Annotated in this window: 12 protein-coding genes; 2 read left to right on the forward strand and 10 right to left on the reverse strand. The window is 45.3% G+C overall.

Annotation, left to right across the window (positions count from 1 at the left end):
* Positions 1-15: 15 nt before the first annotated feature.
* The 7 genes from NG795_RS16120 to NG795_RS16150 all read right to left on the reverse strand — a co-directional run bounded on the left by NG795_RS16120 (position 16) and on the right by NG795_RS16150 (position 8091).
* Entirely contained in the window at positions 16-810 is a 795-nt protein-coding gene (locus NG795_RS16120) for an aminotransferase class IV (protein WP_367289674.1), read from the reverse strand.
* 68 nt (positions 811-878) lie between these two features.
* Entirely contained in the window at positions 879-1430 is a 552-nt protein-coding gene (locus NG795_RS16125; protein ID WP_367289675.1) for a class I SAM-dependent methyltransferase, read from the reverse strand.
* Positions 1431-1768: 338 nt separating this feature from the next.
* Positions 1769-4018: an O-linked N-acetylglucosamine transferase, SPINDLY family protein gene (locus NG795_RS16130; protein ID WP_367289676.1), complete on the reverse strand. Its 2250-nt coding sequence runs from the start codon at positions 4016-4018 to the stop codon at positions 1769-1771.
* Between the two features lie 615 nt (positions 4019-4633).
* A complete protein-coding gene (locus tag NG795_RS16135; RefSeq protein ID WP_367289677.1) occupies positions 4634-5164 on the reverse strand; it encodes a type IV pilin-like G/H family protein in 531 nt (176 codons plus the stop codon).
* A 108-nt stretch (positions 5165-5272) separates the two neighbouring features.
* Entirely contained in the window at positions 5273-6598 is a 1326-nt protein-coding gene (locus NG795_RS16140) for a class I SAM-dependent methyltransferase (RefSeq protein WP_367289678.1), read from the reverse strand.
* A gap of 101 nt (positions 6599-6699) precedes the next feature.
* On the reverse strand, positions 6700-7278 hold the full coding sequence (locus NG795_RS16145) for an ExbD/TolR family protein (protein WP_367289679.1): 579 nt from the start codon (positions 7276-7278) through the stop codon (positions 6700-6702).
* 30 nt (positions 7279-7308) lie between these two features.
* A complete protein-coding gene (locus tag NG795_RS16150; protein ID WP_367289754.1) occupies positions 7309-8091 on the reverse strand; it encodes a MotA/TolQ/ExbB proton channel family protein in 783 nt (260 codons plus the stop codon).
* A 298-nt stretch (positions 8092-8389) separates the two neighbouring features.
* On the opposite strand from NG795_RS16150, the gene NG795_RS16155 reads away from it, so the two are divergent.
* Positions 8390-9454: an AI-2E family transporter gene (locus NG795_RS16155; protein ID WP_367289680.1), complete on the forward strand. Its 1065-nt coding sequence runs from the start codon at positions 8390-8392 to the stop codon at positions 9452-9454.
* 176 nt (positions 9455-9630) lie between these two features.
* Here NG795_RS16155 and petM read toward each other — a convergent pair whose 3' ends face one another.
* The 3 genes from petM to NG795_RS16170 form a co-directional block, all read right to left on the reverse strand.
* Positions 9631-9735, reverse strand: a complete 105-nt coding sequence (petM, locus tag NG795_RS16160) for a cytochrome b6-f complex subunit PetM (protein WP_254566717.1) — start codon at positions 9733-9735, stop codon at positions 9631-9633.
* A 370-nt stretch (positions 9736-10105) separates the two neighbouring features.
* Positions 10106-11647, reverse strand: a complete 1542-nt coding sequence (locus tag NG795_RS16165; protein WP_367289681.1) for a pentapeptide repeat-containing protein — start codon at positions 11645-11647, stop codon at positions 10106-10108.
* 436 nt (positions 11648-12083) lie between these two features.
* Positions 12084-12821 carry a helix-turn-helix domain-containing protein gene (locus NG795_RS16170; RefSeq protein ID WP_367289682.1) on the reverse strand — a complete coding sequence of 246 codons (738 nt, stop codon included), beginning with the start codon at positions 12819-12821 and terminating at the stop codon, positions 12084-12086.
* Positions 12822-13018: 197 nt separating this feature from the next.
* Between NG795_RS16170 and NG795_RS16175 the strand changes: the two genes are divergently transcribed.
* The gene (locus NG795_RS16175) at positions 13019-14464 is read left to right on the forward strand and encodes a glycoside hydrolase family 13 protein (RefSeq protein WP_367289683.1); all 1446 of its coding nucleotides are present in this window, start codon (positions 13019-13021) and stop codon (positions 14462-14464) included.
* The last annotated feature ends 51 nt before the right edge of the window (positions 14465-14515 follow it).

Here is a 14515-nt window from a genome sequence, read left to right on the forward strand (position 1 = left end):
GAATTTGCGGGGCAACTACCCCAGGAAAAGCTGACGTAATTGGCTGAACCCGTTATGGGATGAGGGATAAAGGCGGGTTTGGTTTTCTGAGAAGACTTCACAGATAGGGATGACTTCTACCACACTATTACTATAGGCTAAGGCTTCAAACCCGCTCACCACTTCGGCTGTCCAGGGTTCGAGGATGGCGGGATGACCTTGAGTGGCTAGGCAGTTCAGAAGTTGCGATCGCATCACCCCGGGTAAAATCCCCACCTCCACGGGCGGAGTCCACCACCGCCCCTCCCGCCATCCCCACAGATTTCCCGTACTGGTTTCCAACCAATTCCCCTGACCATCAACGAGAATCGCCTCCTGACAACCCTCCCGTTGAGCCGCTTGCAACGCCAACCAGGAGGAGAGATAGTTGCCGGTTTTATGGGTAGGGAGCGATCGTATAAACAAAGAATCCGCCGCCACCCAAGCCTTCACCCCAACTTCTTGACGAATCGCCAACTCCTGTGGTAAAATACGCCCTATAATTAATTCTCTCCCATCCGGGAAAATCGCAATCCGCAGTACCGGCCACTGTGCCCTCATCAACTCCGCCCCCTCCCGCACCCGCTGCCAATCCGGTTCAGGCCAATGGAAGGGTTCCAGGGAGGATTTCAAGCGCTGACAGTGCTGAGGCCATGCAGTCAGGGGAGAATCCAAGGATTGCTCATAAACCCGTAGAGTGGTGAATACGGTGGCACCGTACAGGAGAGCAGGGTCAGCGATCGAGAGTGCGATGCTGCTAGAGTCGTGCAGATTGCCGTTGTAGAAGAACATGACATGAGTTGAGGTTTAAGCGTAATCTTCAAGAACTATCCACCGGCTGTTAAAGCAGTCGATTGATATTAGTCTCCCGAAACTGTAAGGGATGATTTTGTAGCAATCACATTTAAACTAATTAAGGTATTTATGAGGCGTAAACTACTGCAGTCGTCGAATAGATTAAATTCGGAGACTTGCTCATATTCGGCAAACCCAACCTCGCCGAGATACATTGCTAAAGTTTCACTATCAAACCCTACTTTATGAACATCATACTGGTCTACCTGGCCTCCAAACATAATCCTCATCAAGTGATGGCGTTCTAAAGGAAGTAAATTAGGATTAAGATAAAGCCAACATAAAACTTTCAAATCTGGAACGCTAACCAAGAGTTTCCCTCCAGGCTTTAAGACACGATGCCATTCTTTTAAGGTATTAATCAGTTCATTATTCAAGCCATAGTGAAAATGTTCTAGCACATGGCTGGCATAAATGGCTTCAATGGAATTGGTTTCAAACTGACTCAAGTCAGCCGCATCACCCACATAATCTACTTCGGGACGCTGTTCAATATCTAAGATTTTCCAATCCGGGTGAGGTTCTTTCCCTCCGATATGCAATCTAATAGGAGTCATTTGGAGTTAAGTCCTGAGCGATATATAAATAAAGTGACCTATTGTGACCCCAAATCAGAGGGAGCAGTGAGAATTGCCACCGCTGTAGTCTGAGCAGTTCTCTCACTAGCTGGGTTACAACTGATTTAGGATCGCTATAGCCCAATAAATTGCAATTATAAATTTATGAGGCTAGTCATCCTGTGATCCTATCATAATAGGCCTGGTATCGGGATAAATGAATCAAGTTTTATGAAACCAAACCCCGGTGACATTCTCGGGCAACCCATTAATGGTAAAGGGTTTCAGATTTTAGGGAAGATCAAGCCTATCGGGTTGGGGTTTGGAGTTAACAAGATTTACGAAAGACCACGGACATAAGTTTCCCACATTTGGGTATATGCATTTTCCATCTCTCGGGTAAATTTTTGGGCATTCCAAAGCGGGGCAGTTTGTCGCGATCGCCGCAGTCGCCAGGAGATATCTTGCCGCAAAGATGAATCGGTGCCTAGGCGAACCCCCCATTCTACATACTCCTCATCCGTCCAAGCAATCCCCTCGGTGACACCGACGTTCATCATCATCGTATAGCTGTTCCTGGCTGCAAATTGTTCCCCTACCCGGGTGACGAGGGGAATCCCCATCCAGAGGGTTTCTAATGTGGTGGTTGCGCCGTTATAAGGATAGGTGTCGAGGACGATATCGGCGATGCCTAAGTTCGCACGATGAATCGCTTCCGAGGGAGTAGGCGGCAAAAATCGGAGGCGATCGCACGCTACTCCTTCTTCTTCCGCCAGGTTAATAAAGAACGTCTGGATGGATTGGTTATCCGCAAAACCTTTAATCAAAAAGTAACTATTTGGCACTTGTTTAATAATTTCCATTTGCAGTCGTGCCGTATCTGGATGACGTTTATAACCTTTCTGGCCACTGAAATACACAATGGCATCACTCGGAATATTCAACTCATCACGACGAAGCGTCGGTACACCGACCTCAAACCCGTCCACGGCAATATAAGTTTCAGGTAATCGCCAGATTTTTTCCCGGTAATACTCCTGAGCAGATTCAGGCAAAACGTAAGGATCGGCAATAAAATAATCGATCATCGGAATCCCCGAAGCATCCCAGCCGAGCCAAGTGACTTGTATAGGAGCAGGTTTCAGTGCCATTACCTCACAGGTAACATCCATCGTAATACTATCGAGATCGATTAATATATCAATGTCATCCTGATAAATTTGCTCCGCTATTTCCCAATTGTTACCTCCCAGCTTTCGAGGACATTCTATTTCATGGATATACCACTCATTTAATGGGTCTCCCACCTCCGGATTAGTGACAAGATAACCGTGAATTTTAAACCGTTCGCGATTGTGATACTGGATTAACCATCGCACCAACCACCCAACGGAATGAACCTTCAAACAATGAGAAATATAGCCAATGTTTAGTCTTTTGGAGAGAACATTAGACTTGGGTTTAGGATTGCCATTTGAGGGTTGATAATAGGGTCTGACCTGTTCAACTTGCTGATTCAAAAATTGGAAATGCCACTGGCATCGTTCCAATAACTGATTCATAATCTCTCGGTTCTCTCGGGGTTGATCTCGAAAGTAGGGGAAAAAATAGCCGGAAGTCAGTAAACGTGCCACCGTTGCTTGCGGAAGTGGAGTCGGTTCTTGTGCAATCAAAGACGCGAGCAACCGTTCCTGTTCTTCGATAGTTGAACAAACGGTTTCCCAGTGACCCCCTGCACTCATTAGGCCCCTCATTAATAAGTGATTTGCAAAAATTTTTTCAGGCAGTGTCTTCACCAGGGAATAGCATTTTTTCGCTAATTCTATTCCTTTGGAGTAATCAATTCCATATTGATAAAAAGCCGCTAAATGCCTTAAAACTTCCAGATTGTGTTCATCGATTTGCAAAGCCATCTCCAAAATAGAGATTGCTATTCTAATTTGTCTCAGAGAGTAACCAATTTCCAAAGAAGCGGGCAATAAAATCCCAATCACATCGTAATGCTCCCGGAGATGGGGTAGAGCCGCTTCTATAAAGTCTAGGGATGACGGTTGTATGGGATGATGTGATAAAATTTCGCCGAAGACTTGCAGTAACTTGTCTCGATCCAAGCATCCCTTGTCAGGCTGTTGTAGCAAGTCGCTCACTCCCCAGTCTCTCAGTTCTTCTCCCCCAAAATTGTCAAGAGAAATCCCCAGGTGAATTAAGGATAAAAGGTTATTGAGGTCTTCCGGGTTAATTTCTCTGATATGCCCGCGAATCAACCAAGCTTGTAGCCGATCTGCTCCCGTTTCTTGATATTGTGCTTCTTGTTCCAGAATATCTAACAACTCTGCCGTCCATGAGTCCACCTGCTCCTCTTCTCCATCCAGCATTCCCAAGAGCCATGTGCTAGTTGCCTCTTCTTCTTTTCGTTGCAATAGCAACATTAATCCCAAATGCCAGTAGTGGGATTTCACATCCGGTTCTGCTTCTATAGCCTGTTCATAGAGAGTCGTGGCTTTGCTATAGTCTCCGGTCCGCCTATATTGCTCAACTTGTTCCCGGAATAAATTTTTATCCCAGGGTTGGCTAGAAAAAAATGTCATAATCCAAATCACCCATCAAAACTTTTCAATTTCGCCGCTTTTATGTTAAAATAACCCGGTTGTTTTGGCGGGTTGCGAGGTATCAATTAGATTGCCCCTGCGTTAGCATTTTCTATTGTATTGTAAAATATTAGGTAGGGTTTTAATCGGACCCAAACTTCATTTCCCTAGTTTTCCACCTCTGAAACGCTGGATTGATTCCATCTCGTTTAAGATTGCTACAGTAAAAGAGCCTATTAAGTAGAAAAATAAATGATGATGCTTGTTGAAAAACCTCATGGCATCATGGATAAAATATGGGGGCCCAATTGATAGAAGTGATAGAACTGATTTGACTGCATTTTTGATTCAATTTAGGGCGGAAGCAACTCACCCCTCGGTGATATGTTTATCCAATTAACGGTAATTTTATATTAACTTTAATGATTTCTAGATCAGTATATCTTAAAAAGCCGGTCAGCAATGAGCAGTTTTTATCCCTTGTGAAAATGATGATTGGATATAAATATGGGGAGGGGATTTTATTACCCCTCCCCCATTACAGCCAATCTGACGATTGGCTCTCTAAACCTTGGAAGAATTATCTAGGACAGGTATAGCCTTGCCGATGGAAAATTACTCACCCAGGTTGACCATAGCACCACAGTCAGTCGCAGCACCACCCAGAGTTGGACTACCGGCTTCTGCTTTCGGTAATTTTTCTTCGCACAATAAAGCACGAGTGGTGGATTGAGAAGTAGTCTCATCTACTTCTGCCCAGACTAAACCTGTGTAGGGCTTGAGTCCATTAGTTAGAGTGGAAGCCAAAATAGCAAGTCCGGAATTCGCAGTAGTGGGAGCTGGTGGATTGAACTCATATTTATAATTAGTTGTTTCAGTCTGGATACCCACGCCGAGTTCACTATAAGCGCCAAATCGACCTTTTTCTAAGAAGAAAGCTTGTTGTGCACGGTTCATTGCACCAACGTTGTTACGAGCTTCTACTTGCTTGGCTTTGTTGGCTTGGCTGAGTAAAGAAGGTAACGCCACAGCCGCTAAAATACCGATGATGATAACTACGACGAGCAGTTCGATTAAGGTGAAGCCTTCTTCCTGCTTTTTGATATTCAGATGTTGCAGGAATTTCGTTTTAAATTCGGTCTTCATAACAGTAAGTCTCCTGGATGTGTGGGATGCTTGATTTCTAACTCCTGGAAATAACTTACCCAGCTTCAGAGCATTTGATATCACCCTCGGGGAAAAATTTTTTCTTTCTCAAGCTAAACGTTCCAAAAGCACGTACAGAAACACTTCTAGGTTACTCAAAAATCCCACCACCTCTTGAAATGCCTGGTTCTGGCTGACTGGCTCTAAGGTTACCGGATTGAGTGGTCTAATTTTCAGCCAGCGTTCCACTAAGGATGGAACGGATTGGGGGCCTTCCCATAAGGGGAGGAGGCAGGACGCTATACCACTGCCCACTTTTAGCGGTATTACCGTTGGCGCAGAGAGATAGCGGCTCACCTCAAAAGGTCTTTGATATCCAATACAGTCAATTAGGTTTTCCTTAACTTGGGCAGTTTTTAGCTGTGGATGGAGATGCACCCTTGTAGTGTCCCAGTCAGATTCGGTCCATTCCTCCACCGGCAGAAACGGTTCAGCAGGGTTGGGATGACCACACCAAAAGTCTAATAACCGATGAATCGGTTGTAACAATTCAAATAAATGTAACTGGTCTTCTATTTCCAGCCCGGGTAAACTCATCGCCAGGAAGGTCGGCAAATCATCGGGAGATTGAAATAGCTCGGTCAAGTCCCAATGCCGCCAGTTCACCATGTTGATGAATTCTAAATTAGCTGCACTCAAACTGGCGAACAGCTCAGGAATGGTGTACCCTTTATCTCCCTGTAACAAATAATTGGCTAAATAAAATTCTGGATCGTTTTCTCGCGAAGTCTTCCAGGTCGTTTGTTTCAAATAAATGTCATCTTTTAAAGACTTCATCACCTCTTGGACGATAGCAATCTCCATGTCTCCAGGATTGCTTTCCATTAAACCCATCATTTTAAAAACATCTTGAGCGCGATAATACACCCCCCTCTGAAATAAGCTATGAAGATTTCCTCGGATAATTCCCTGGGGCTTAAGCACTAATTTTAAAGATTGCAAGCCTAATACTAAATCCGGAAGAAGATAGAGGACATCATCGCAATTTATGTAGTCAAATGTCTGGCCTAATTTCGGAAGTTCTTCGATACTTAAGCAGTGAAATTCGGAATTTTCAATTCCATGATGAGCCAGTCGTTTTCGAGCGAGCTTGACCGATTCTTCTGATAGATCTATCCCGACAATTTTCGCGCCCGGATTGGCTGCAGCTAATGCTAAAGCTTTATAACCACTTCCACATCCTGCATCTAAAATAACTTTTCCTTGAGGATTGACCACCGATTTATTACGAAGATAAAACGGAGTAACGATGTTGTGAATAAATAAAAAATTATTATTACCTTGAGGAGAGGCTTCTATCGGGTGGCGAGGATAAGGCCCTGTATCAAATTGATGACGAATTTTTTCTAGCAATTCTGAATTTTGCTCTTCCATTTAGCCTAGACCCCTAGATTCCAGATAGGTTGAATAATTTTATATGGGATGATTCTACTTCCCGAATTGAGATGATTAAAAGGAAAGTCACCCTTGATGGGTTAATTCCCTTCTCCTGTGCCGCCCGTACCTGGCGCATTGTCCCCGCCTGTTTCAGGAACTAGCAGATTGGGCGCTCCCAAACCATTATCGGGCCGATCGCCACCAGGTAGCTCGAATAGGTCGCCGGAACTGGGGATGGTGGCTAGGGCAACCCGATCGCCTCCTACGGACCTCAGCAAATCCAGCACCTGCATCACGTCATTATAACTGGCCATCTTCGACGCCGAAAGCACAATCAACCCCTCGGGTCTAGCTCTTTTATAAGTCAACAATAACTGATACAGTTGCTCCCGGGTGACGGGTTGTCTATCCACATAAGTTTGTCCCAGTTGGTCCACGCTGACAAACAGTTTCAACTCTTGCATCTGTACCGTCCCCGTCTCCGCCTGTGGCAAATCGACGTTCACCGCCTGTTGGCGGGTCAGTTGCAATGCCGCTAGGAGAAAAAAGGTCAAAATACAAAAGATGACGTCGATGAGCGGAATCAACTCGATGCGAGCTTCTTCCATTTCTGACTCATAGTTAATCTTCATCCGGCGATCGCCTCCCAGAAATTCCAAAGGGGTAAAAAATAGCAAGCGGCAGGAATTCCCCCCGCTTCATCTAACTTAATTCGACTGGTCCGAGGAATTCAAGCCATCAATCTTGTTCGTTCTATCCTGGGGCTGATCCCCTATTTCTGGGTAGCCTTTACTATGATTCACAGACCCTTCGGGTTTAACTGTGAACCCACTGTCTGGGACCGTTCTGCTTGCCCAAGATGCGGGAGTTTCTGGCGCACCACTGCGATTGTGGTGGATTTGGCTCCAATACTGGCGATACAGCAACTCCAGTTCATTCCCACATTTGCGGAAAATTTTGACCTGGTTAACTAGCAAACCTTGAAATAGACGATAGAAGGCTAAACTCGTAATGGCCACGATTAGACCAAATGCGGTACTAACTAGGGCTGCACCGATGCCAGTGGTCACTCCAGCGGTGGCTCCCGTGCCGATGTCTCCCAAGCGGATTGAACCGAGGGATTCAATTAACCCCAGAACGGTCCCGAGTAACCCGAGTAAAGGTGCTAAAGCAATGACTGCTTCTAATACTTTATCACCCCGGCGCATAGTGGCGATTTCTTCTTCTGCCCCGGCTTCTAATGCTAACCGAAAGACTTCGGGATCGGCATTTTGTAAGCGCAAAGGGGCATGGAGAAAGCGTCCGATCGGGCGCTTGCTGGCTTGTCGGGCCACTTCTTGGGCGACTCGCCAATCATATCGCGCTGCTTCTAGGACGCGGTTAGCCGTTTCTTTTTCTTTGCTGACGACGGTTGCCCAAAACCAACTGCGCTCTAAAATGGTGGCGACGGCGAGGATGGATAAAATTAATAAGGGCCACAAGGGCCACATGGATACGCCGCCTTTCTCAAAAATATCTTGGATAGTGTCTATATTCACGCTTTAGGGGTCCTAATATCAATTGCGATCGCCAGGGGTGAAAACTCCAAGCGATTTAGGATATGGCATCTCTATTCTAGAAATTTACGATACTTTACAACCAGTCTGAGAGGATTCGGTAGAATTCGAGAATAGGGTGGGCGCTACAAACGCCTCTGGGTGTTTTCAGCAAACCCTCTGGTCACTCATCTACGATACTAAAAAGATGCCTTCTTTGGGGTTTCAGTATCCCCAGTTCAATGTTCTCATTATGAAAATCAGCGAAACAATGCCTCGATGGTTGACTTTGGGATTCGCCTTCCCCTTAATTTTCCTCAACAGTTGGCTGTTGCTGGTGGCGTTTGATTATTTTGACAAGATCATCAGTATCCTGCTTGCCGCCTCGTTGCTGGCGTTTATTTTGGATTACCCGGTGAATCTACTAGAGCGATATGGGGCCAAACATACCCCAGCGGTGATTCTGGTGTTTCTGTTGACCTTACTGACTTTGGTGGGGTTGGGGATCACCTTGGTGCCGATCGCCTTAGAACAATTGACGGAGTTAGCCAATCGTTTGCCGGTTTGGATTAAATCCGGTGCCGCGCAACTCCAGACCCTGCAGGAAATGGCGATCGCCCGCAATTGGCCGGTAGATCTCAGTGGATTGAGCACTCAACTGACGGAACGCTTGTCGAGTCAGTTGCAAAATCTCACGGGTCAAGTCCTCAGTTTTGCTGTGGATACGGTCAGTCGCATCTTTGATGTGGTGGTGACTGTTATCTTGACGTTCTATATGCTCTGGCGCGGACGTAGCCTTTGGGAGGGCTTATTACAATGGTTACCTCCCCGTCTGGCAAAAGAGATGCGGTTCTCTCTCGGCAAAAATTTCCATAATTATTTTGTGGGTCAAGTCACGGTGGCTTCTTTAATGGGAGTTTCGATGACTTTAGCGTTTTTGGTGTTGCGGGTTCCGTTTGGTCTGTTATTCGGTTTAGTGGTTGGCGTGTTGAGCCTCATTCCGTTTGGGGCTGGTTTAAGTATTAGTTTGGTGAGTATCTTAGTTGCGTTTAATAATTTTTGGCTGGGGGTGAAAGTTTTAATTGTGTCCGTGGCGATCGAGCAAAGTATCGAAAGTGGAGTGGCACCGCGATTGTTGGGAGGATTTACGGGTCTTAATCCAGTCTGGGTGTTAATTTCCCTGTTGATCGGTGCGAAGTTGGGAGGAGTCCTGGGGGTTCTGATTGCAGTGCCTCTGGCTAGTTTTATCAAAAGCACAGCAGACAGTTTGCGATCGGAGCCCGATAGTCCCCCGGTTGAAGTGTCCAGTGCTCACTGATTTATAGAGTAGCCCCCGCAGGCGGGCTTCGTCCGTATAGCCCCACCCTTTAGGGTGCGGGTTTCGAGGGTTTGCAAGGATAAAACAAGCGATCGCCTTCTTGAGGATTCAGGAGGGCGATCGCTTGTTTTATGGATGGGGTTGGGTGTTGGGGGCGATCGGCCCAAACAAGGGGCTTATTCTTCTGCGCCTTGAATTTTGAGTAAGGCGAACCCGAGGACTAAACCGACCATGACTAAGGCAAAGGCTAAAGAGGCTGTTGTGAAAATTTCACCAGACATCGTTATAATTTCTCCTAAATTTATGGGCTGAGGACAAGTTCTAGCCAGAGCGCTAAACGGATTGCGGTTTAAACCCGCACGGAGTATTGTAGAACACTTCGGACCGGGTTCTGCCAGGAACTACGCGGTGGTTTTGGGAAGGGCGATCGGTCCTCTACCGCTTCGTTCGGACAAGAAACCGGGTTTCTTACCCTAATTTGTTGCCAATAGCCAGAGATTTGTTACAGAAACCCGGTTTCTAACCCCTCTATCGACCTTACAGGATTAAAAACACAGGACAAGAAACCGGGTTTCTTGCCCTAATTTGTTGCTAATAGCCAGAGATTTGTTACAGAAACCCGGTTTCTAACCCCTCTATCGACCCAGAAAACTAGCCAACCAGCCCAAATAGCTTACTCAGAGTGGGTAGATATTTTTCGGCAAATTCAGCCAGTTTGCTGGCATGACCCACGGTGGCAGAGATTCCTTGCAGCGCATCTAAAGCCATTCCTGCAATATCCTGGTCCCGCTCTTCTGGCGGCTTTTTCCCCTCTTTGGCGAGGGTTTCCACCGCTTTGAGCGCCCGTTTCTGCTGATTTTCCCCTAGGGCCGGATCCGTGGTAATCGATTGTTGCAAATTGGTCAAAATATTGACTAAATCTTGACCATTTTCGGATTGAACGTCGTGGAGTTCCTGAATGGTATTGGTCACTTGACCCGTGAGGTCCCCTAATGTAAGTTGAGCGCCGGTCATGGTCATGTTATCTCCACCGATCGCAAAATTACCGCCGACGTTGAACCCTTCACTTTTGGTTTCCATGATGTCTCCTGCTTGTTTTAAAATATAAACTCGATTGCCTTCACCGTGGATGGATATAGACCGATTGGCCTCAGAGAAGACATTCACCAATTCTCTAAATTCTTGCCATTGCGATCGCAGCAAGTCGCGGATTTCTTCAATTTGGTTATTTTTCGCCTGTAAAAACAAAGGCGCACCGCGATCGAGCAATTCAACCGCCGAGTCATAGTTGTTAACTATTCCCTGATGGATTTCCGCTTTGTTAGCCTCTGAGGTAACCCCAACTTTCACCGCCATCACCCCATCCCCTTTATGTTCTATCTGATAGCGAGATAAATCTAACCCCTCGTTATCGATAGCGGTTTGGGTCATCGCAAAGGCAAACGCTTTCCAATTTAAACCCTTTTGGAAAATTAAATCTACCGTGTCTTGGATTTCCCTAATCCATTTTTCAAATTCTCCCGGTTGAAACGTTCCATTATCAGGCTTAGGTTCCGAGAGAATGAAGGTTCCATTCCCTTTGCGCGTACATTTCAGATAAACCTTTTCGCAGAGGACATTCTCAAAGCGAGTATTCTTATTAATATTCCATTCTTGAATGCAGGCGTCAGTTAGAGTAGCCCCTGAAAAATCCGCATCTAATGCCTGAACCTCGGTTAAAATTGCCCCCGTTAGATTTGCACCCTGCAAATTTGCTCCGTTGAAGTTTACGCCAGTATAATCTCCCTCAACTCCCATTTTAGAAGTCAGTAATTTTCTAACTTTGGGTTGTTCAAGAATTGTCCCTTGGAGGCGAGACAAATCTAGTCTTTTTGCGCCTTCAAAACTAGCGCGAGTCAATTTAGCTTGTCTGAAATCCGTATGAGGCAAATCTGCACCATCAAAGCAAGCATCCGTAAGGTTACATCCATAGAAAGACGTTCCCCCAGTTGCAGCCCAAAACACTGCTTGTTCTCGAATCCAAGCAAATTTAAGGTCACCCTTCAAGGCTTTTTGGGCAAGGATAGCACCAGTAATTAGGACTGAAGTCGAGGCAATCAGGTTGAACGGAGATTTAGTTGTGAAGTCACGTTCTATGATCAGGAAGGAAACTCCTATAAGTTGAATAGTAAATGTAAAAACTAGCCCTTTCATAGCCCACACAAGGCGATTGAAAGTTAATAAAAATGCAATAAAAATAGCTCCAAGTAGTCCTATTATTATGCTTACCCCAAGAAAGGGTATAAGAATTAAAATTCCCTCATCAAAGCCTAAAATAATAGCAACAATAGTAAAACCTAAAGTAGGGATTATGACCAGGAGAAATAAAAGCCTATTAAAACCCTGTGTTATCGTTAAAACAAGAGCGCTGATATATAGAAAGAAGACAAAGGCATAGAACCCTCGGAATATCCAAAACTGATTGATTATAATATCGTTAATAATTAATTGCAGAAAAAAACCTGAAATGACTGGAATAATGCTTACTAGAAGGGAACCTACAGTACCCCCTACAATCAGCAATAATATTTTCATCCAAAGCTGATGTCCTGCTTGGCTATAGGAAAAATCAGTTTTGCTAATAATGTTTTCAGATTTTTTTCCTCGGATATCTAGCCCTAACGTCATTTTTTTCCTTAGTTTTAGGTGGACATTTTTCACCGATCGTAATAAATTGTCCTAGGGTTGAACACCAGATGTCTGTCATATTACTAGCTGAATAGGGAACCCCCCCTTCTCTTGAGAATGTGGTAGGAGGAACTGAAACTTTTACAGGCTGGGTTCTTAATAAATCAATACAATCTGAAGAGATATTTGTAATTAAAATAAACTCTTTTTCGGTGAGTCCCTGGCTTTTAATAAAGGCGTCTATATCAAAACGGCCCCAAAAAACCTCTTTTTGCTCTCGTATTAAAATATCTTTAGTACATCCTAAAACCTCAGAAATTTTTGTCAATTCTTTTTGTATTTTAGGCTCCGATATTTTTGAAAGATAGAGAAGCTGAGTGGTATAAAATGCCAAAACTGAAATATGAATACCAGTTTTTTCACTTAAATCTTCTAAGGTCAAATTATTTGATTCAAGCTGGTAGACAATCTTAAGCTTGACTAAAATAGGAATATCTGTAGGCGTCTGTAATAATTCTAGACTTGAAATTTCTAAGGTCTCTGCAATTTTGTTGATATCGGGAGCTGTTTCTTCTTGAATGTGAATGCAATCCGCTGCATATTTTTGAATTTTTTCTATTGCCACTCCGCAACCTTGGCTGAGTTGTTCCAGGGTCATTCCTTTGGCTTCGGCTAGTTCCTGAATGCGAAGAGTAACCATTGATTTAAAATTCCTATTCTCAGAGTTAAATCGTCTATACGTGGTTCTAGCCGAAGACCCGGATGATTTAGGGAAATTTTAATAAAACTTTACTTTTCTTAACCTCCCGCAATATTGGGGCGAAATTTTCTACCGGAGGTTAGATCCCTTTGTCCGCCCACGATTGTAGCATTGTCGGTGGAGGCATAAGAAAATCTATGGAAATTCAAACACCCGATTGGGTAAAACACGCGGTTTTTTATCAAATCTTTCCGGACCGCTTCGCCCGAGGGACTCAGCCTCGTGAGCTACTTTTGAAGCATAGTCGTTGGGAAGATTGGCACGCTATTCCTACCCTGCAAGGGTATAAAGGAGGAAATCTCTGGGGCGTTGTAGACAAACTGGACTATTTGCAAGACTTGGGAATTAATGCAATTTATTTTACCCCGATTTTTCAATCGGCGAGTAACCACCGTTATCATACCCATGATTACTATCAGGTGGACCCGATGTTGGGGAAAACTGGGGCGTTTCGCGAATTGTTGTTAGAGGCGCATAACCGGAATATTAAAGTCGTGTTGGATGGGGTCTTTAACCACTCTAGCCGGGGCTTTTTCTTTTTTCATGATGTTTTGGAAAATGGTCCTTATTCTCCCTGGGTTGATTGGTTTAAAATTCACGGTTGGCCTCTATCTCCCTACAATGGTGATTTTCCCGCTAATTATGACGGTTGGGCGGATAATCGGGCTTTGCCGGTGTTCAACCATGATAATCCCGAGGTGCGGGAATACATTATGGAGGTGGCGGAATATTGGATTAAGTTTGGAATTGATGGGTGGCGGTTGGATGTGCCGTTTGAGGTGAAAACCGAAGGCTTTTGGCAGGAGTTTCGCGATCGCGTCAAAGCCATTAATCCCGATGCCTACATTGTAGGGGAAGTCTGGCATGATGCCCGTCCCTGGTTGGATGGCACCCAATTCGATGGGGTGATGAACTATTTATTTACCGGACCCACCATTGCCTTTACTGCTGGCGATCGCGTTGATTTGAGTCAAGTCAAGGACCGGGACTACCAAACCTCCCCTCCCATGTTTGCTGGAGAGTATGCAGAAAAAATGCAGCAGTTGTTGGAAATGTACCCCTGGGAAATCCAACTGACTCAGCTTAACCTCCTAGCTTCTCATGATACGGCACGTCTGCTGTCGATCGCCGGAGATGATAAACCTTCTGTGCATTTGGCAACTCTGCTGTTAATGACCTTTCCCGGTGCTCCGAGTATCTATTATGGGGATGAAGTCGGTTTAGCCGGTCGTCTGGACCCCGACTCTCGTCGCGGTTTTCCCAAGGAAGAAGATTGGGACCGGGAAGTGCTCGACTATCATCGCCAACTGATTGCGCTGCGTCAGGCTCATCCGGCTTTGCGGACCGGCACTTACAAGGTGTTATCCGCCCAGGGAACCCTGTATGTCTTCGCAAGGCAGTTACCCGAGGAAGAACTGATTGTTGCTGTCAATGTCGGCACGAATGCTGCTGAGCAGACTGTGGATGTCTCTGGGTTGAGCTCTCATCCTGAGAAGTTGTTATATGGGAAGGCTCAAGTGTCTTGGCAGGATGACCAGATGAGTTTAACTGTACCCCCTCGCAGTGGGTGCATTTTGGGTTAAATGATGGGGGCGAGCAAGGAGGCATCGCCCCTAAAGCGGATGGAGAGAGTT

Source organism: Laspinema palackyanum D2c (assembly GCF_025370875.1).
Taxonomy (GTDB): domain Bacteria; phylum Cyanobacteriota; class Cyanobacteriia; order Cyanobacteriales; family Laspinemataceae; genus Laspinema; species Laspinema palackyanum.

Excerpts from the sequence above, each read along its gene's own strand:
- NG795_RS16175 (WP_367289683.1), top strand. The coding sequence starts at position 13,019 with ATGGAAATTCAAACACCCGATTGGGTAAAACACGCGGTTTTTTATCAA.
- NG795_RS16130 (WP_367289676.1), bottom strand. The coding sequence starts at position 4,018 with ATGACATTTTTTTCTAGCCAACCCTGGGATAAAAATTTATTCCGGGAA.
- NG795_RS16125 (WP_367289675.1), bottom strand. The coding sequence starts at position 1,430 with ATGACTCCTATTAGATTGCATATCGGAGGGAAAGAACCTCACCCGGAT.
- NG795_RS16165 (WP_367289681.1), bottom strand. The coding sequence starts at position 11,647 with ATGAAAGGGCTAGTTTTTACATTTACTATTCAACTTATAGGAGTTTCC.
- NG795_RS16170 (WP_367289682.1), bottom strand. The coding sequence starts at position 12,821 with ATGGTTACTCTTCGCATTCAGGAACTAGCCGAAGCCAAAGGAATGACC.
- petM (WP_254566717.1), bottom strand. The coding sequence starts at position 9,735 with ATGTCTGGTGAAATTTTCACAACAGCCTCTTTAGCCTTTGCCTTAGTC.
- NG795_RS16120 (WP_367289674.1), bottom strand. The coding sequence starts at position 810 with ATGTTCTTCTACAACGGCAATCTGCACGACTCTAGCAGCATCGCACTC.
- NG795_RS16140 (WP_367289678.1), bottom strand. The coding sequence starts at position 6,598 with ATGGAAGAGCAAAATTCAGAATTGCTAGAAAAAATTCGTCATCAATTT.
- NG795_RS16155 (WP_367289680.1), top strand. The coding sequence starts at position 8,390 with ATGAAAATCAGCGAAACAATGCCTCGATGGTTGACTTTGGGATTCGCC.
- NG795_RS16150 (WP_367289754.1), bottom strand. The coding sequence starts at position 8,091 with ATGTGGCCCTTGTGGCCCTTATTAATTTTATCCATCCTCGCCGTCGCC.
- NG795_RS16135 (WP_367289677.1), bottom strand. The coding sequence starts at position 5,164 with ATGAAGACCGAATTTAAAACGAAATTCCTGCAACATCTGAATATCAAA.